The following is a 17,292-nucleotide window of genomic DNA, read 5'->3' on the forward strand; positions in this document are numbered from 1 at the left end:
ACCAGGCAGCTAGCCGCGCTACAGTGGGTTTATGTTCGCGCAATCAAAAAATAATATTGATAGGATAAAACTATCAAGGGTCGTAGGAATTGTCTTGCACCACAGCGCGGCCGGATCGGTTGCGGCAGGTCGTTGTCAGAACACAGGGGCAAAAAAAAGCAGCCATTGCTGGCTGCTTCTTGCTGGGAGGATGGGGGGTCAGCGCAGGGCCGCAACCACGGCATCACCCATTTCGGCGGTGCCCACGCGGGTCGTGCCTTCGCTCCAGATGTCGGGCGTGCGCAGGCCCTGGGCCAGCACGGCCTGCACCGCGTCTTCGATGCGCTGGGCCGCGGCTTCCTGGTTCAGGCTGAAGCGCAGCATCATTGCGGCCGACAGGATGGTGGCCAAGGGGTTGGCGACGTTCTTGCCCGCGATGTCGGGAGCGCTGCCGTGGCTGGGCTCGTACAGGCCCTGGCCCTTGGAGTTGAGGCTGGCCGAAGGCAGCATGCCGATGGAGCCGGTGAGCATGGACGCTTCATCCGAGAGGATGTCGCCAAACATGTTGCCCGTGACCACGACGTCGAAACGCTTGGGTTCCTTGACCAGCTGCATGGCGGCGTTGTCCACATACATGTGGTCCAGCTGCACGTCGGGGTATTCCTTGCCGACTTCGGTGACCACGTCCTTCCAGAACTGGAAAGTCTCGAGCACGTTGGCCTTGTCGACGCTGGTCACGCGCTTGCTGCGCTTTTGCGCGGCCTGGAAGGCCACATGCGCGATGCGCTCGATCTCGGGGCGCGAATAGCGCATGGTGTCGAAGGCTTCCTCGGCACCGGGGAAATGGCCGTCGGTGGCGACGCGGCGGCCGCGCGGCTGGCCGAAATAGATGTCGCCCGTGAGTTCACGGATGATCAGGATGTCGAGGCCCGCGACCAGCTCGGGCTTGAGGCTGGAGGCGTGCGTCAGCTCCTTGTAGCAGATGGCCGGGCGGAAGTTGGCGAACAGGCCCATGTGCTTGCGCAGGCCCAGGATGGCCTGCTCGGGGCGCAGCGGACGGTCCAGCGTGTCGTACTTCCAGTCGCCGACGGCGCCGAACAGCACGGCATCGGCTTCCATGGCCAGCTTGAGCGTGGCTTCGGGCAGGGGGTGTCCCGTGAGGGCATAGGCTGCGCCGCCGACCGGCGCCGATTCCATTTCGAAGTCCAGATCGAGGGCGTTGAGCACCTTGACGGCTTCCGCGACGATTTCGGGGCCGATGCCGTCGCCGGGCAAGACTGCAATTTTCATGGGAATTCTCTGTCGAAGTAAAAAATCGGGGGCTGCGGGCGCCGGCTTGGGCCGGAAGTCCCGCAGCAGGTCAAGCCATCAGCCCTGGACCAGGGTGTGGGCCAGCCAGGGCTTGGTTGCCAGGCGTTGGGCTTCGAAGGCCTTGATCTTGTCGGACTGGCGCAGCGTCAGGCCGATGTCGTCGAAGCCGTTGAGCAGGCAGTATTTGCGAAACGCATTCACCTCGAACGGGATTTCCTCGCCCTGCGGACGCACGATGACCTGGCGCTCGAGATCGATGGTCAGCTGGTAGCCGGGGAAGGCTGCGACTTCATCGAACAGCGCGGCGACCGTGGCTTCGGGCAGCACGATGGGCAGCAGGCCGTTCTTGAAGCAGTTGTTGAAGAAGATGTCGGCAAAGCTGGGCGCAATCACGGCGCGGAAGCCGAACTGGTCCAGCGCCCAGGGCGCGTGCTCGCGGCTCGAGCCGCAGCCGAAGTTCTTGCGTGCCAGCAGGATGGATGCACCCAGGTAGCGCGGCTGGTTCAGCACGAAGTCGGGGTTGGGCTTGCGGCTGGCCGGATCCTGGCCGGGCTCGCCGTGGTCCAGATAGCGCCATTCGTCAAACAGGTTCACGCCGAAGCCGGTCTTCTTGATCGACTTGAGAAACTGCTTGGGAATGATGGCGTCGGTGTCGACGTTCTCGCGGTCCATCGGGGCCACGAGGCCTTGTTGTACGGTGAATTTTTGCATGGAAATTATTCCTCGAAAGGGGAGCTCGGCGTTGTGGCGGTCGTTCAGACGAAGCGGCGCACGTCGACGAAATGACCGTGCACCGCGGCGGCCGCGGCCATCGAGGGGCTGACCAGATGGGTGCGTCCGCCCGCGCCCTGGCGGCCTTCGAAGTTGCGGTTCGAGGTCGAGGCACAGCGCTCGCCGGGCTCGAGCCGGTCGGCGTTCATTGCCAGGCACATCGAGCAGCCGGGCTCGCGCCATTCGAAGCCCGCGGCCTTGAAGATCTGGTCCAGGCCTTCACGCTCGGCCTGCTCCTTGACCAGACCCGAGCCGGGAACCACCATGGCCAGCTTGACGTTCTTGGCAACCTTGCGGCCGAGCTTCTGCACCATGGCCGCGGCTTCGCGCATGTCTTCGATGCGGCTGTTGGTGCACGAACCGATGAACACCTTGTCGATGCTGATGTCGTTGATCGCCTTGCCGGGCTCGAGGTTCATGTAGACCAGCGCGCGCTCGATCGCGCCGCGCTTGTTGCTGTCCTTTTCCTTTTCGGGATCTGGCACGACGGCGTCAATGCCCAGCACCATTTCGGGCGAGGTGCCCCAGGTGACCTGCGGCACGATCTGCGTGGCGTCGAGCGTGACCACCAGGTCGAACTGCGCATCGGCGTCCGACTGCAGCGTCTGCCAGTAGGCCACGGCCTGGTCCCATTCGACACCTGTGGGAGCGAGCGGCCGGCCCTTGACGTAGCGAATGGTCTTTTCATCCACGGCCACCAGACCGGCGCGCGCGCCGGCTTCGATCGCCATGTTGCAGACCGTCATGCGGCCTTCCATCGACAGGTCGCGTATGGCCTGGCCCGCGAATTCAATGGTGTAGCCGGTGCCGCCGGCCGTGCCGATCTTGCCGATGATGGCCAGCACCAGGTCCTTGGCGGTGACGCCGGGCGCGGCCTTGCCGTCCACGCGCACCAGCAGGTTCTTGGCCTTCTTGGCCAGCAGCGTCTGCGTGGCCATCACGTGCTCGACTTCCGAGGTGCCTATGCCGTGCGCCAGCGCGCCGAAGGCGCCGTGTGTGGAAGTGTGGCTGTCGCCGCAGACCACGGTCATGCCGGGCAGCGTCGCGCCTTGCTCGGGGCCCATCACGTGGACGATGCCCTGGCCCTTGTCCATGAACGGGAAGAACGCCGCCGAGCCGAACTCGCCGATGTTGTCGTTGAGCGTGGTGATCTGTTCCTTGCTGATCGGGTCGGCAATGCCTTCGTAGCCCAGTTCCCAGCCCGTGGTCGGTGTGTTGTGGTCGGCCGTGGCCACCACCGAGCTGATGCGCCACAGCTTGCGTCCCGCGACGCGCAGTCCTTCGAACGCCTGTGGGCTGGTCACTTCGTGCACCAGGTGGCGGTCGATGTAGAGGATGGACGTGCCATCTTCTTCGGTGTGGACGACGTGTTCGTCCCAGATCTTGTCGTACAGGGTGCGTCCCATGGCGTTCTCTCGGCTTTGTGGTTTCAGGTGGGTGGGTGATTTTAGGCGGCGGCCAGATGCTCTACCAGCAGCCGCGAAGTCATCGGCAGGGTCTCGAAATCGCGGGCCACGAGCAGCACTTCGCGCTCGGCCCAGTCGTCGGTCAGGACCACGGCGCGCAGGTGGCCCACGCCATGCATCAGCGCGAATGCGCGGTCGGGCAGCAGGCCCAGGCCCAGGCCGTTGTCTATCATGCGGCACATGGCGTCGAGGCTGGTGACCTGGATGCGCTGGCGCAGCGGCTTGCCCGCGTGTGCGGCCGCGGCCTGCATCGCCAGGCCTATGCTGGAGTCGGCCTTGAGGCCCACGATGTCCCAGTCGAGCACCTGGGCAAAGGCCACGCTGGGCGTGGACGCAAGCGGGTGGGCTTCGGGCACGACCACCACCAGGCGGTCGCTGCGGTAGGGGCGGGTCTGCAGGTCGCCCGCGCCGCCCGTGCCCAGCGTGCAGATGCCGATGTCGGCCGTGCCTTCCTGCACCGCATGCAGCACTTCGGCGCTCAGCCGCTCCTGCAGGTCGATCTTGATCTGGCTGTGGGCGCGCGCGAAGCGTCCCAGGTCTTCGGGCAGGAACTGCAGGATGGCCGACATGTTGGCGTGCATGCGCACATGGCCGCGCACGCCTTCGGCGTATTCGCTGAGTTCGCCCTGCATGCGCTCCAGGCCGAACAGCACGGTGCGCGCATGGTGCAGCAGGCTTTCGCCGGCCGGCGTCAAGGTCACGCCGCGGCTGTGGCGGTAGAGCAGGGCGGTGTCGACCGCGGCTTCGAGGTCGGACAGGCGCTTGCTGACGGCCGAGGCGGCAATGAACTCGCGCTCGGCCGCGCGCCCGATGCTGCCCAGCTCGCAGACGGCGACAAACAGCTGCAGGGAAGTGAGGTCGATGCGGCGCGCAAAACTGCGCTCGGAATTCTTCATGGGTTTTATATGCTTCTCGAAAAGAGAAGTTGGAGGTATTTTCGCTGATTATTTTGGCTCTGCCATCGTAAACGACGATGGCATGAATGTCTTTCAGCGAATCGTTCCCATCCCGTCACCCTCAGTGGCATTGCTAGACTGGTCACCGCCAGGTGTCTAAAGCCTGCGAGGAAGTGGAATGAAGTTCTGGAAAAAGCTGTTTGGTGCCGCCGCGCCTGCGCACCCTGAGCGCATGGAGCCTGACCGCACCGATGCGCAGGCACGCGCCCGGGCTGCGGCGGGGTTCGATGCGTTCATCGCGCTGTTGACGAACGCCAGCGCCGAAGAGGAAGCGCAGCGTATCCGCGGCGTCGCGCGTGCGGCCTGGCAGGCGCGCGCGGCCCAGGATGCGGCCGCCGGGGCGTTTGACGCCGTCGATGCCTATCAGGTGCTGGAGGAGGTGGCTGCGGGAGAGGATGGCCAGCGTCCGGGTCAGTGGCTGCTCATTCATCTCGACTGGAAAGCGACGGACGAGATCGGCTGGCAGGTCGCGGACATCCTGGCGCAGCGCGCTGTCGCGCCGACCTGGTCCGGGATCGAAGCGGAGTTCGACACCGTGCCCGCGGCCTTGATGGACCTGGCGCAATGGCTGCACCCGCGCGGGCTGGCGCTGCTGGACATAGAGACCGATGCAGATGCGTTCTGTTCCTTCATCGTCGATGCCGCGCAGGTCACGCACGCCAGGCAGCTGGCGGCAGCCGCGCGGCTCACGGTCTACGATGCCGAGGAATTCGCCGCGCGCAACTGAGCGCGGTCGAAAAAAAGCCCCGCGAGCGGGGCTTTCAGGGAGTTCAGCTGAAGAACTTCTTGAGCTTGTCGGTCCAGCTTTCGCCGCTGGGCGAATGCCGGCCGCCACCCTTTTGCAGCGATTCCTCGAGCTCGCGCAGCAGCTTGCGCTGGTACTCGGTGAGCTTGACCGGGGTCTCGACCACGATGTGGCAATACAGATCGCCAGGGTAGCTCGCGCGGATTCCCTTGATGCCCTTGCCGCGCAGGCGGAACTGCTTGCCGGCCTGGGTGCCTTCGGGAATGTCGATCGCGGCCTTGCCGGCCAGCGTGGGCACTTCGATCTCGCCGCCCAGGGCGGCCGTGATGAAGCTCACCGGCACCTGGCAATGCAGGTCGTCACCTTCGCGCTCGAAAATGTCGTGCTTGCGGATGCGGATCTCGATGTAGAGGTCGCCCGGAGGGCCGCCATTGGTGCCTGGCTCGCCGTTGCCCGTGGAACGGATGCGCATGCCATCGTCAATGCCCGCGGGAATCTTGACTTCGAGCGTCTTCTGGTGCTTGACCTTGCCCTGGCCGTTGCAGGTGGTGCAGGGCTCGGGAATGATCTTGCCCGTGCCGCGGCAGTGGGGGCAGGTCTGCTGCACGCTGAAGAAGCCCTGGCGCATCTGCACCGAACCCTGGCCCGCACAGGTGGTGCAGGTCTTGGCGCTGGTGCCGGGCTTGGCGCCCGAGCCATGGCAGGTGTCGCAGCTGTCCCACGAAGGGATGCGGATCTGCGCGTCCTTGCCCTTGGCCGCTTCCTCGAGCGTGATCTCCATCGCGTAGCTGAGGTCGTTGCCGCGGTAGACCTGGCGTCCGCCGCCGCGCCCGCCGCGTCCCTGGCCCTGGCTGAACATATCGCCGAAGATGTCGCCGAAAGCTTCGGCGAAGCCGCCATAGCCTTCGCCGCCGCCCATGCCGCGGTTCGGGTCCACGCCGGCGTGGCCGTACTGGTCATAGGCCGCGCGCTTCTGGGCGTCCGAGAGCATCTCGTAGGCCTCCTTGGCCTCCTTGAAATTCTCTTCGGCCTTGACGGCCGTGTCGCCCTGGTTGCGGTCGGGGTGATGCTTCATCGCAAGCTTGCGATAAGCCTTCTTGATTTCCTCGTCCGAGGCGTTCTTGGCAACGCCGAGGACTTCGTAATAGTCGCGTTTGGACATGTTGTTTCGTGGAGCCGGTTGGAACAGGAACGCCGCGCCGCCCCGAAAACGGGACGACGCGGCGGCGGTCAGTCACTGAAGACCTGGCGCGTCAGTCCTTCTTGACTTCCTTGACTTCAGCGTCGACGACGTTGTCGTCATGGGGTGCCGAAGCACCCTGGGCCGCGCCTGCTGCGCCGGCCGCACCGGCCGCAGCCGCTGCCTCGGCACCGCCCGCGGCCTGCGCGTCGGCGTACATCTTCTCGCCGAGCTTCTGGCTCACGGTCATCAGGGCCGTGGTCTTGGCATCGATCGCGTCCTTGTCCTCGGCCTTGAGCGCTTCCTCGACTTCCTTGACGGCCGCCTCGATCGACGCCTTCTCGGCGGCATCGAGCTTGTCGCCGTGCTCGGCCAGGCTCTTGGTCACACTGTGCACCGCGGCTTCGCCCTGGTTCTTGGACTGCACGAGTTCCAGCTTCTTCTTGTCATCGGCCGCGTTGAGTTCCGCGTCCTTGACCATTTGCTGGATCTCTTCTTCCGACAGACCCGAGTTCGCCTTGATGGTGATCTTGTTTTCCTTGCCCGACGCCTTGTCCTTGGCGGACACGTTCAGGATACCGTTGGCGTCGATGTCGAAGGTCACTTCGATCTGCGGCACGCCGCGGCTGGCTGGCGGGATGCCTTCGAGGTTGAACTCGCCGAGCATCTTGTTGCCCGAAGCGATTTCGCGCTCGCCCTGGAACACCTTGATCGTCACCGCGGGCTGGTTGTCGTCAGCCGTGGAGAACGTCTGCGCGAACTTGGTCGGGATGGTCGTGTTCTTGGTGATCATCTTGGTCATCACGCCGCCCAGGGTCTCGATGCCCAGCGACAGCGGAGTCACGTCCAGCAGCAGCACGTCCTTGCGGTCGCCCGACAGCACCTGGCCTTGCACGGCAGCGCCGACGGCCACGGCTTCATCGGGGTTCACGTCCTTGCGGGGTTCCTTGCCGAAGAATTCCTTGACCTTTTCCTGCACCTTGGGCATGCGGGTCATGCCGCCGACCAGGATCACGTCATGGATGTCGGACACGGAGATGCCGGCGTCCTTGATGGCCATGCGGCAAGGCGCAATCGTGCGCTCGATCAGTTCGTCGACCAGGCTTTCGAGCTTGGCGCGCGTCAGCTTGATGTTCAGGTGCTTGGGACCCGAAGCGTCGGCGGTGACGTAAGGCAGGTTGATGTCGGTCTGGGCCGAGTTCGACAGTTCGATCTTGGCCTTTTCGGCAGCTTCCTTCAGGCGTTGCAGCGCGAGCACGTCCTTCGACAGATCAACGCCTTGTTCCTTCTTGAACTCGCTGATGATGTAGTCGATGATGCGCTGGTCGAAGTCTTCGCCGCCCAGGAAGGTGTCACCGTTGGTCGACAGCACTTCGAACTGCTTTTCGCCGTCCACGTCGGCGATTTCGATGATCGAGACGTCGAACGTGCCGCCGCCCAGGTCATACACGGCGATCTTGCGATCGGCCTTGTCCTGCTTGTCGAGGCCGAAGGCCAGGGCTGCAGCCGTAGGTTCGTTGATGATGCGCTTGACGTCGAGACCGGCGATGCGGCCTGCATCCTTGGTGGCCTGGCGCTGTGCGTCGTTGAAGTAGGCCGGCACCGTGATCACGGCTTCGGTCACGGGCTCGCCCAGGAAGTCCTCGGCGGTCTTCTTCATCTTGCGCAGCACTTCGGCGCTGATCTGTGGAGGTGCCATCTTCTGGCCGCGCACTTCGATCCAGGCGTCGCCGTTGTCAGCCTTGGTGATCGTGTAGGGCATCAGATCGATGTCCTTTTGCACTTCCTTCTCGTCAAACTTGCGGCCGATCAGGCGCTTGGAAGCGTAGATCGTGTTGCGTGGGTTGGTCACGGCCTGGCGCTTGGCCGATGCGCCGACGAGAATCTCGCCGTCTTCCTGATAGGCAATGATCGATGGCGTGGTGCGCGCACCTTCGCTGTTTTCGATCACGCGGATGGTGTTGCCTTCCATCACAGCCACGCAGCTGTTGGTGGTGCCCAGATCGATACCGATGATTTTTCCCATGTTCTTCTCCGAAATATTAAATATATGAATGGCTGATAGCTTGTGGCGCGCGGGCCTGCTTCAAGCCGCCCGGCCGAAATTTTTCAGCTAGTTGGGGGCCGTGACGGTCACGAGTGCGGGGCGCAGGATGCGGTCGGCAATCGAATAACCCTTTTGCAGCACGGCGACCACGGTGTTGGCGGCCTGATCGGCGGGCACCACGCTGATCGCCTGGTGCAGGTGGGGATCGAACTTGTCGCCGGCCGCGGGATCGATGGGCTGGACCTTGTTGCGCTCCAGCGCCGAAATCAGCTGGCGGCGCGTGGCGTCGGCGCCTTCGCGCAACTGCTCGGACGTGGCCGACTGGATGGCCAGCGCGGCGTCGAGGCTGTCGCAGACGGGCAACAGGCTTTCGGCAAAGCTTTCAATGCCGAACTTGCGGGCCTTGGACACTTCGTCCTCGGCGCGGCGGCGTGCATTTTCCGCTTCGGCCTTGGCGCGCAGGAACTGGTCGGCCAGTTCGGCGCTCTTGGTCTTGATCTCCGCGAGCTCGGCCTGCAGGCGGGCGATTTCGTCCGCGCTGTGGGCAGCCATTGCGGCTTCCACTTCTTCAGGCGAGGCATCTGCCGGGGCAGGGTGGGCTGTAGGATTCTGTTCAGACATGGATTAAGGCTTCAAGAATAAGAGGAATTAAACAACTGCTGCGCAGATGGGGCGCCTTCCGGCGGATTTCAAGACCGGCTGCAGCAGCGCATCCGTGGAGTGGTAAACCGCCATCTGGCAAGGACATCTCAAGGCGGGAGTGTACAAGCGTAACCAAGCGACGCTATAATTGCCTGCTTTGCCTTGCCACACCGCTACAGACGCAGCGGGGGGCCCAACCCAAAAGGGAGTTTACATGCGTCATTACGAAATCATTTTGTTGATCCACCCGGATCAAAGCGAACAAGTTCCAGCCATGCTGGAGCGCTACAAGGGCATGATTACCGCCGGCGGCGGTAAGGTGCACCGTGAAGAAGACTGGGGTCGTCGTCAACTGGCCTACATGATCAACAAGCTTGCCAAGGCCCACTACCTGTGCCTGAACATCGAAGCTGATCAAGCCGTGATGGCTGAACTGGAACACGCGTTCAAGTTCAACGACGCCGTGCTGCGTCACCTGACCGTGCAAAAGAAGAAGGCTGACACTGCACCTTCTTCGATGATGAAGACTGTCGAGCGCGAAGAAGCCCGCAAGGCTAACCAGGCCGAACAGGCCTAAAGCTCAGCGTCTCATCACGCCCACGGAGTGGAAAACCACGTTGTCCTGACTGCCTGTATCGCCGAGGTCGAACCCCTGCGCTACACGCCCGCCGGACTGCCAGCGCTGGATCTGCGAATCGAACACGAGTCGCAGCAGCAAGAGGCAGGTACCCAGCGGAAAGTCACGGCAGCTGTCAAAGCGGTGGCCTTCGGTGCACTGGCAGAGCGTCTGGCTCGTCAGGCCCCGGGCAGCAGCTGGAAGTTTCAAGGCTTCCTCGCTACCCCGCGCAACAGCAAGACAGTGGTGATGCACATCCAGGATATTCAACAAAATTAATTTTCAAGAGGTCCAGCAATGGCCACGTTCAAGAAATTCAACAAAGACAAGCGCCCCAAGCGCAACACCCAGTCGCTGCTGTTCAAGCGCAAGCGCTTCTGCCGCTTCACCGTGGCTGGCGTTGAAGAAATCGACTACAAGGATGTCGACACGCTGCGCGATTTCATCGGCGAAAACGGCAAGATCGTGCCCGCACGTCTGACCGGCACCCGCGCCATTTATCAGCGTCAGCTGAACACCGCCATCAAGCGCGCGCGCTTCCTGGCCCTGGTGCCTTACAGCGACCAGCACAAGATCTAAGGAGCACGAACCATGCAAATCATTCTGCTCGAAAAGGTTGTGAACCTGGGTAACCTCGGCGATATCGTCAAGGTCAAAGACGGCTACGCCCGTAACTTCCTGATCCCTTCCGGCTCCGCACGCCGCGCGACCGAAGCCAACAAGGCCGAGTTCGAAGCCAAGCGCGTTGAACTGGAAAAGGCTGCTGCTGAAAAGCTGGCTGCTGCACAAGCTGAAGGCGAAAAGCTCGCCGGCAGCAATGTCAAGCTGTCGCAAAAGGCTGGCGTTGACGGCCGTCTGTTCGGCTCGGTGACCAACCACGACATCTCGGCTGAGCTGAACAAGCAAGGCTACAAGGTTGTGAAGTCGCAAGTGCGCCTGCCCAACGGTCCCATCAAGACCATTGGCGATACCACCGTCAGCGTGTCCCTGCACACCGACGTGGTCGTCGACGTGACCGTTTCGGTCTACGGCGAAGCCGCCTAATCAGCGCCTCGGCCCTGAACGAAAGCCGCCTTAGGGCGGCTTTCGTGTTTTTGTCCCTCCCCTTTGGTTGCGGCTGCAAGCCATAGCCGCGTCTGACGTGCGTGCAACGCGCGTCAAGGATGACGCCGGCGCCCGCTGCGGCTAGGATGGAGGGCTTGCCCCCAAGGAAATTCATGTCCTCTGTTATGCCTCCCCTCGAGCTCGATGATGCTTTTTCTCCGCCGGATCGCCAGGTCGCGCAACTGCGCGTGCCGCCGCATTCCATGGAGTCCGAATCGAGCGTGCTGGGCGGCCTGCTGCTGGACAACAATGCCTGGGACCGCGTGGGCGACCTGCTGTCGGACGGCGATTTCTATCGCCACGAGCACAAGCTGATCTATGAGGCCATAGGCAAGCTGATCAATGCGAGCAAGCCCGCCGACGTGATCACGGTCTACGAGAACCTGCAGACCATGGGCAAGGCCGAGGAAATCGGCGGCCTGATGTATCTGAACCAGCTGGCCCAGTACGTGCCCAGCGCGACCAACATCCGCCGCTATGCGGAAATCGTGCGCGACCGCTCCATCCTGCGCAAGCTGATCACGGCCAGCGACGATATCGCGACCAACGCGTTCAATCCCCAGGGCAAGACCGTGGAGCGCGTGCTCGACGAAGCCGAGTCCAAGATCTTCGCGATCGGCGAAGAGGGCGCGCGTAACAAGCAGGGCTTCCAGTCGCTGGATACGCTGGTCGTCGACCTGCTGGACCGCGTCCAGGAAATGGCCGACAACCCCATGGACGTGACCGGCGTGCCCACGGGCTTTGCCGACCTGGACCGCATGACTTCGGGCATGCAGGCCGGCGACCTGGTGGTGCTGGCCGCGCGTCCTTCGATGGGCAAGACCGCGCTGGCGGTCAACATCGCCGAGCATGTGGCGCTCAACGAAGGCCTGCCCGTTGCGATCTTCTCCATGGAAATGGGCGCGGCCCAGCTCGCGGTGCGTATCGTGGGCTCGATCGGCCGCGTGAATCAGGGCAATCTGCGCACTGGCAAGCTCAATGACGACGAGTGGCCGCGGCTGACCGAAGCCATCGAGCGCCTGCGCACGGTGTCGCTGCACATCGATGAAAGTCCGGGTCTGACGCCGGGCGAGCTGCGCGCCAACTCGCGCCGTCTGGCGCGCCAATGCGGCAAGCTGGGCCTGATCGTGGTCGATTACCTGCAGCTGATGAGCGGCTCGGGTTCGGCGGCGAGCTCCGACAACCGCGCGACCGAACTGGGCGAAATTTCGCGCGGTCTGAAGATGCTGGCCAAGGAGCTGCAATGCCCGGTGATCGCGCTGTCTCAGCTCAACCGCTCGGTCGAGCAGCGCACCGACAAGCGCCCGATGATGTCCGATCTGCGTGAATCGGGCGCCATCGAGCAGGATGCCGACATCATCATGTTCATCTACCGCGACGACTACTACAACAAGGACTCCAAGGAGCCCAATATCGCCGAAGTCATCATCGGCAAACAGCGTAACGGACCCACGGGTACCGTGAAGCTGTTCTTCCAGAAGAACCAGACGCGCTTTGAAAATCTGGCAATGGGCGCGGATGATTTCTGACGTGCTTCCCGAGTTGGCGCGCGCCAGTTCATGGACTGCGCAATAAAAAAACGGCCCTGAGGCCGTTTTCTGTTTTTGGGGCGGGCGCGCTGCTCAACCCATGCGCCACACCGCGATCGCCAGCCCGACCACGGTCACCCCCAGCGCCACGCAGGCCCAGGCCAGGCGCTGGGCGCCGGTGCGCAGCAGGTCGACGGTGCGTATCACCTGGGCGTTCTGCTCCGCGAGTTGCTGGATCAGCTCGGCCGACTGCTGCTGGCCCTGTTCGAGCTGGCGTATGCGGCCTTCGAGCGACTGGATCAGCTGCAGCGCCTGCTCGCCCGAGGAGTGGGGCGTCGAGAGCCTGCTGGACGCCGCAGGCGCGGCGGCTTCTTCGGCCGCGGCGTCCTTCTTGCGCAGCAGGCCCTTGGCGGCCTTGACCACCTGGGGCGTGGCTTCGATGACATCGCCCCAGGGAACGAGCTTCAGTGCGGTGATCCAGCTGATCGCCATGGCTTAGAGCACCTCGCTGGCGAAGTCGGCCAGACGCGAGCGCTCGCCGCGCGCCAGCGTGATGTGGCCGCTGTGCGGCCAGCCCTTGAAACGGTCCACCGAGTAGGTCAGGCCCGAAGAGCCTTCGGTGAGGTACGGGGTGTCGATCTGCGCCAGGTTGCCCATGCAGATGATCTTCGTGCCCGGGCCGGCGCGTGTGATCAGCGTCTTCATCTGCTTGGGCGTGAGGTTCTGCGCCTCGTCGAGGATCAGATACTTGTTGAGGAAGGTGCGCCCGCGCATGAAGTTCATGCTCTTGATCTTGATGCGGCTGCGGATCAGCTCGTTGGTCGCGGCGCGGCCCCATTCGCCGGCATTGCCGCCGTCGCCCTTGGCCAGGAACTCGAGGTTGTCGTCGAGCGCTCCCATCCAGGGGCCCATCTTTTCCTCTTCGGTGCCCGGCAGGAAGCCTATGTCCTCGCCCACGCTCACCGTGGCGCGCGTCATGATGATCTCGGTGTAGCGGCGTTCGTCGAGCACCTGGGTCAGGCCCGCGGCCAGCGCCATCAGCGTCTTGCCGGTGCCGGCCGTGCCGGTCAGCGTCACGAGGTCGATTTCCGGGTCCATCAGCAGGTTCATCGCGAAGTTCTGCTCGCGGTTGCGCGTGGTCACGCCCCAGACCGCGTTCTTCGCATGGCCATAGTCGCGCAAGGTCTTGAGCACCGCTGTGCGGTCGCGGATCTCGGTCACGCGCAGGAACAGGCTGGGCTCGCCCGGCGCTTCGTAGTAGACGAACTGGTTGATCATGAACTGGCCGACGATGGCGCCCGTGACCCGATAGCAGGTGTAGGGGCCTTCGTTCCAGCTTTCCATGCCCTTGCCGGCCTTGGTCCAGAAATCCTGGGGCAGCGGCATCAGGCCGGAGTACAGCAGGTCGCCGTCCTCGAGCACCTTGTCGTTCTGGTAGTCCTCTGCGGCCAGGCCCAGCGCGCGCGCCTTGACGCGCATGTTGATGTCCTTGGACACCAGCACCACGTCGCGGCCTTTGCGCTGCTGGCGCAGCGCTTCGACCACGCCCAGGATCTGGTTGTCGGCCTTGCCCTGGGGCAGGCTGGTGGGTAGCGTGCATTCCAGCGCTTCGGTCTGGAAGAACAGCTGGCCGGTGGCGCTGCGGTGGCCCGAGGCGGACAGGCTCAGGCCCTTGTCGAGGCTGGTCTCGCCCTGGGCGGCGACCAGCGCGTCAAGGCTGCGGCTGACCTGGCGGCCGTTGCGTGCGACTTCGGTCATGCCCTTCTTGTGTGCATCGAGCTCCTCGAGCACCACCATCGGCAGGAAGATGTCATGTTCCTCGAAGCGGAACAGGCTGGTCGGGTCGTGCAGCAGCACATTGGTGTCGAGCACGAACAGCGTGGTGTTGTCCGAGCGCGACTTGCGCTTGCTGACCTTGGTGGCGACCACGGGTGCCGGGGCTGGCGCGGTCGGCGCCGCGGCCACCGGAGCCTTGGCCTTGGCCTCGATGGCCGGGGCTGGCGCGCTGTCGCGCTTGGCACGGCGCGCGCGCGCTGCAGGGGGCGCCACCGCAGCGGGTGCGGAAGCGGCCACCGGAGCCGCAGGCGTGCGCACTGTGGTTTCCACCTGGATCATGGGGGCGTCGGCATCCACGCTGGCGCTGCGCCGGCGTGCCGGGGCGGCGGGGGCAACCGCGGCAACCACCTCGGGGAGGTCGTCGAAGTCGTCGTCAGCAATGTTCGGGCGCGTGTCCTTGCGCTGTGCGACTACGCTGAAAGCTTCGGCAGGGAGAGTGGCCGCGCGGCGGCTGGGTGCAGGAGGCAGTGGCATATTCGGCAGGCCCAATCAAAAAACAGCGGAACAAAAAGCACAAAGCCGCCACGGAGACCGGGGCGGCTTGGGATTGGAAACACAGGATGAAACGAAGCTCAGGAGCATCGTTCCATTATGCATACCTCTGTGACAGACAGAGGCATTCAGGGGCAGCGGCGGAAAATCAGGCCGCTTCCTTCTTCAGCGACTTCAAGGACTTGACGGCCTTGAGCACTTCCTCGACATGGCCGGGCACCTTGAGGCCGCGCCATTCCTGGTGCAGGATGCCGTCGGCATCGATCAGGAAGGTGCTGCGCTCGATGCCCTTGACCTTCTTGCCGTACATGATCTTGTTCTTGACCACGCCGAACATGTGGCACATCTTTTCTTCGGTGTCGGCGATGAGTTCGAAGGGCAGCTCGAGCTTTTCCTTGAAATCATCATGGGATTTCATGTTGTCGCGCGACACACCGAAGACAGCGGCACCGGCTTTGACAAAATCCTTGTATTTATCCCGAAACTGCATCGCTTCGGTGGTACAACCGGGCGTATTGTCTTTAGGATAGAAGTAGAGAATCACAATCTGGCCGTTGTGGGAGGTGTTGGACACCTTGAGCCCGCCGGTTGCATTGGCTTCGAATTCAGGGAGTGGTTTGTTGACAACGATCGCCATGCGCTTCTATCTCTCGGGTGTAGTCGTTGAATAGTTGAGGGCAAAGGTCTGTTATTGCTTTGGTGCAACCCCCAACCGCAGCCGTGTATTTTACCCTGAATTGATTTACAGCGTCTAAACACAACCCTTGAGGCGTCGTTGTGCGGGCTTGCCGCGCCTGCAGCGCAAATACTGCCCTGTGGTTTTGACCACGTCGGGCGCATTTCTTTTCGCTGGAATTACTCCAGCAGCAATGCCGCGACCACGTTTCTGCCTTCTCCGGCGAGGATGTTGTAGGTGCGGCAGGCGGCCTGCGTGTCCATGGTCTCGAGGCCGATTCCCTTGGCCATCAGCGGCTGCAGCCAGGCGGGCGACACGAAGCGGTTGCGTGTGCCGCTGCCAAACAGCACCAGCTCCGCGGGAATTTCGGCGAGCGCGGCGAAGTGCGCGGGCGTCAGATCCTCGAAACGCTGGCAGTTCCAGTCCTGGCGCAGTCCCTGCGCGCTGATGATCAGGCTGTGGCTGAATTTCTCCTGCTCGATGGCGATCCAGCCGGGGCCATAGCCGCGTATGGTCTGTGCTTCGGAGCGGTCGGGTTGGAATTTCATGCTGCGCTCGGTTGTGGCTGCTCGGGCAGCCGGCGTGAAAAGTGCATGCCCATGGGCACGATGGTGCAGTGCGGAACTGTGGTCAAATTATAGGTTTCACCAGGGGGTCTTTGCCCTTTGGCGTGTTCTGCAGTAACTACTCCCTACCAGCATGAAGACCGTCCTCAAATCCGCCAAACTTGCCAACGTCTGCTATGACATCCGCGGGCCCATCATGGACGCGGCCAAGCAGATGGAGGAAGACGGCCACAAGATCATCAAGCTCAACATCGGCAATCTGGCGGTGTTCGGCTTCGATGCGCCCGAGGAAATCCAGCAGGACATGATCCGCAATCTGCCCAATTCCGCGGGCTATTCGGACAGCAAGGGCATTTTCGCGGCGCGCAAGGCGGTGATGCACGAGACCCAGCACCAGGGCATCAAGGGCGTGACGCTCGACGACATCTACCTGGGCAACGGCGCGTCCGAGCTGATCGTGATGGCCACCAACGCGCTGCTCGACAACGGCGACGAACTGCTGCTGCCCGCGCCCGACTATCCGCTGTGGACGGCGGCGGCGAGCCTGTCGGGCGGAACGCCCGTGCACTACATCTGCGACGAAGCCAACGGCTGGATGCCCGACCTCGACGACATCCGCGCCAAGGTCACGCCGCGCACCAAGGGCATCGTGGTCATCAACCCGAACAATCCCACGGGCGCGCTGTACTCGACCGAACTGCTCAAGGGCATCGTCGAGATCGCGCGCGAGCACGGCCTGGTGATCTTTGCCGACGAGGTCTACGACAAGGTGCTCTACGACGGCGCCAAGCATGTGCCGCTGGCCAGCCTGTCGACCGATGTGCTGACGCTGACGTTCAATTCGCTGTCCAAGGCCTACCGTTCGTGCGGCTACCGCGCGGGCTGGCTCGTGGTGTCGGGCGACAAGAAGCCCGCACGCGACTACATCGAAGGCCTGAACATGCTGTCGAACATGCGGCTGTGTGCCAACGTTCCCGGCCAGTGGGCGGTGCAGACGGCGCTGGGCGGCCACCAGAGCATCGACGACCTGGTGTGTGCGGGCGGGCGGCTGCGCGTGCAGCGCGACCTCGCGCATGAACTGATCACCGCGATTCCGGGCGTCAGCTGCGTCAAGCCCCAGGCCGCCTTGTACATGTTCCCCAAGCTCGATCCCGTGATCTATCCGATCAAGGACGACCAGCAGTTCTTCCTCGAAATGCTGCAGGAGACCAAGGTCATGCTGGTGCAGGGTACGGGCTTCAACTGGCCCGAGCCCGATCACTTCCGCATTGTTTTCCTGCCGCACGAGGCCGACCTGCGCGAAGCGATCCGCCGCGTGGCCGTGTTCCTCGAAAAAGCGCGCCTGCGTTTCGGCACGAACTGATTCACTGCTTTCC

At 63.3% G+C, this 17,292-nt stretch carries 18 protein-coding genes; 7 read left to right on the top strand and 11 right to left on the bottom strand.

Translation table 11 applies throughout. From position 1 onward, the window contains the following. Positions 1-198: 198 nt before the first annotated feature. The 4 genes from leuB to ACSVDO_RS04975 form a co-directional block, all read right to left on the bottom strand. Entirely contained in the window at positions 199-1,269 is a 1,071-nt protein-coding gene (leuB, locus tag ACSVDO_RS04960; RefSeq protein ID WP_332549921.1) for a 3-isopropylmalate dehydrogenase, read from the bottom strand. A gap of 78 nt (positions 1,270-1,347) precedes the next feature. Then, positions 1,348-2,001 (bottom strand): 3-isopropylmalate dehydratase small subunit, encoded by a 654-nt coding sequence (gene leuD / locus ACSVDO_RS04965; RefSeq protein ID WP_332536785.1) that lies wholly within the window; start codon positions 1,999-2,001, stop codon positions 1,348-1,350. A 44-nt stretch (positions 2,002-2,045) separates the two neighbouring features. After that, positions 2,046-3,467: a 3-isopropylmalate dehydratase large subunit gene (gene leuC / locus ACSVDO_RS04970; protein WP_489595183.1), complete on the bottom strand. Its 1,422-nt coding sequence runs from the start codon at positions 3,465-3,467 to the stop codon at positions 2,046-2,048. A gap of 41 nt (positions 3,468-3,508) precedes the next feature. Continuing rightward, positions 3,509-4,423, bottom strand: coding sequence for a LysR family transcriptional regulator (locus tag ACSVDO_RS04975; RefSeq protein ID WP_332536790.1), 915 nt, complete (start codon positions 4,421-4,423; stop codon positions 3,509-3,511). 178 nt (positions 4,424-4,601) lie between these two features. Between ACSVDO_RS04975 and ACSVDO_RS04980 the strand changes: the two genes are divergently transcribed. Beyond that, a complete protein-coding gene (locus ACSVDO_RS04980) occupies positions 4,602-5,210 on the top strand; it encodes a DUF6630 family protein (RefSeq protein WP_489595185.1) in 609 nt (202 codons plus the stop codon). A 43-nt stretch (positions 5,211-5,253) separates the two neighbouring features. On the opposite strand, the gene dnaJ is transcribed toward ACSVDO_RS04980, so the two are convergent. The 3 genes from dnaJ to grpE form a co-directional block, all read right to left on the bottom strand. Further along, positions 5,254-6,390, bottom strand: a complete 1,137-nt coding sequence (dnaJ, locus tag ACSVDO_RS04985; protein WP_332537274.1) for a molecular chaperone DnaJ — start codon at positions 6,388-6,390, stop codon at positions 5,254-5,256. 91 nt (positions 6,391-6,481) lie between these two features. Beyond that, a complete protein-coding gene (gene dnaK, locus ACSVDO_RS04990; RefSeq protein WP_489595187.1) occupies positions 6,482-8,434 on the bottom strand; it encodes a molecular chaperone DnaK in 1,953 nt (650 codons plus the stop codon). Positions 8,435-8,521: 87 nt separating this feature from the next. Continuing rightward, positions 8,522-9,076 (bottom strand): nucleotide exchange factor GrpE, encoded by a 555-nt coding sequence (gene grpE, locus ACSVDO_RS04995; protein WP_332549790.1) that lies wholly within the window; start codon positions 9,074-9,076, stop codon positions 8,522-8,524. A 235-nt stretch (positions 9,077-9,311) separates the two neighbouring features. Between grpE and rpsF the strand changes: the two genes are divergently transcribed. The 5 genes from rpsF to dnaB all read left to right on the top strand — a co-directional run bounded on the left by rpsF (position 9,312) and on the right by dnaB (position 12,346). Continuing rightward, a complete protein-coding gene (rpsF, locus tag ACSVDO_RS05000) occupies positions 9,312-9,674 on the top strand; it encodes a 30S ribosomal protein S6 (protein WP_159914409.1) in 363 nt (120 codons plus the stop codon). Positions 9,675-9,701: 27 nt separating this feature from the next. After that, on the top strand, positions 9,702-9,992 hold the full coding sequence (priB, locus tag ACSVDO_RS05005) for a primosomal replication protein N (protein WP_332537278.1): 291 nt from the start codon (positions 9,702-9,704) through the stop codon (positions 9,990-9,992). Between the two features lie 18 nt (positions 9,993-10,010). Continuing rightward, a complete protein-coding gene (gene rpsR / locus ACSVDO_RS05010; protein ID WP_012207026.1) occupies positions 10,011-10,292 on the top strand; it encodes a 30S ribosomal protein S18 in 282 nt (93 codons plus the stop codon). A 12-nt stretch (positions 10,293-10,304) separates the two neighbouring features. Then, positions 10,305-10,757, top strand: a complete 453-nt coding sequence (gene rplI, locus ACSVDO_RS05015) for a 50S ribosomal protein L9 (protein ID WP_332537279.1) — start codon at positions 10,305-10,307, stop codon at positions 10,755-10,757. A gap of 173 nt (positions 10,758-10,930) precedes the next feature. Next, on the top strand, positions 10,931-12,346 hold the full coding sequence (gene dnaB / locus ACSVDO_RS05020; RefSeq protein ID WP_332537281.1) for a replicative DNA helicase: 1,416 nt from the start codon (positions 10,931-10,933) through the stop codon (positions 12,344-12,346). Positions 12,347-12,439: 93 nt separating this feature from the next. Here dnaB and ACSVDO_RS05025 read toward each other — a convergent pair whose 3' ends face one another. The 4 genes from ACSVDO_RS05025 to ACSVDO_RS05040 form a co-directional block, all read right to left on the bottom strand. Beyond that, positions 12,440-12,838, bottom strand: coding sequence for a hypothetical protein (locus tag ACSVDO_RS05025; RefSeq protein ID WP_489595191.1), 399 nt, complete (start codon positions 12,836-12,838; stop codon positions 12,440-12,442). A gap of 3 nt (positions 12,839-12,841) precedes the next feature. Further along, the gene (locus ACSVDO_RS05030) at positions 12,842-14,656 is read right to left on the bottom strand and encodes a PhoH family protein (protein ID WP_332537284.1); all 1,815 of its coding nucleotides are present in this window, start codon (positions 14,654-14,656) and stop codon (positions 12,842-12,844) included. 166 nt (positions 14,657-14,822) lie between these two features. Further along, complete coding sequence (locus ACSVDO_RS05035; RefSeq protein ID WP_332537286.1) at positions 14,823-15,311, bottom strand: peroxiredoxin; 489 nt, start codon at positions 15,309-15,311, stop codon at positions 14,823-14,825. Between the two features lie 218 nt (positions 15,312-15,529). Beyond that, entirely contained in the window at positions 15,530-15,898 is a 369-nt protein-coding gene (locus ACSVDO_RS05040; RefSeq protein ID WP_332537287.1) for an Mth938-like domain-containing protein, read from the bottom strand. A 151-nt stretch (positions 15,899-16,049) separates the two neighbouring features. On the opposite strand from ACSVDO_RS05040, the gene ACSVDO_RS05045 reads away from it, so the two are divergent. Further along, entirely contained in the window at positions 16,050-17,279 is a 1,230-nt protein-coding gene (locus ACSVDO_RS05045; RefSeq protein WP_332537289.1) for a pyridoxal phosphate-dependent aminotransferase, read from the top strand. Positions 17,280-17,292: the final 13 nt, after the last annotated feature.

The organism is Comamonas sp. DB36 (assembly GCF_057914905.1).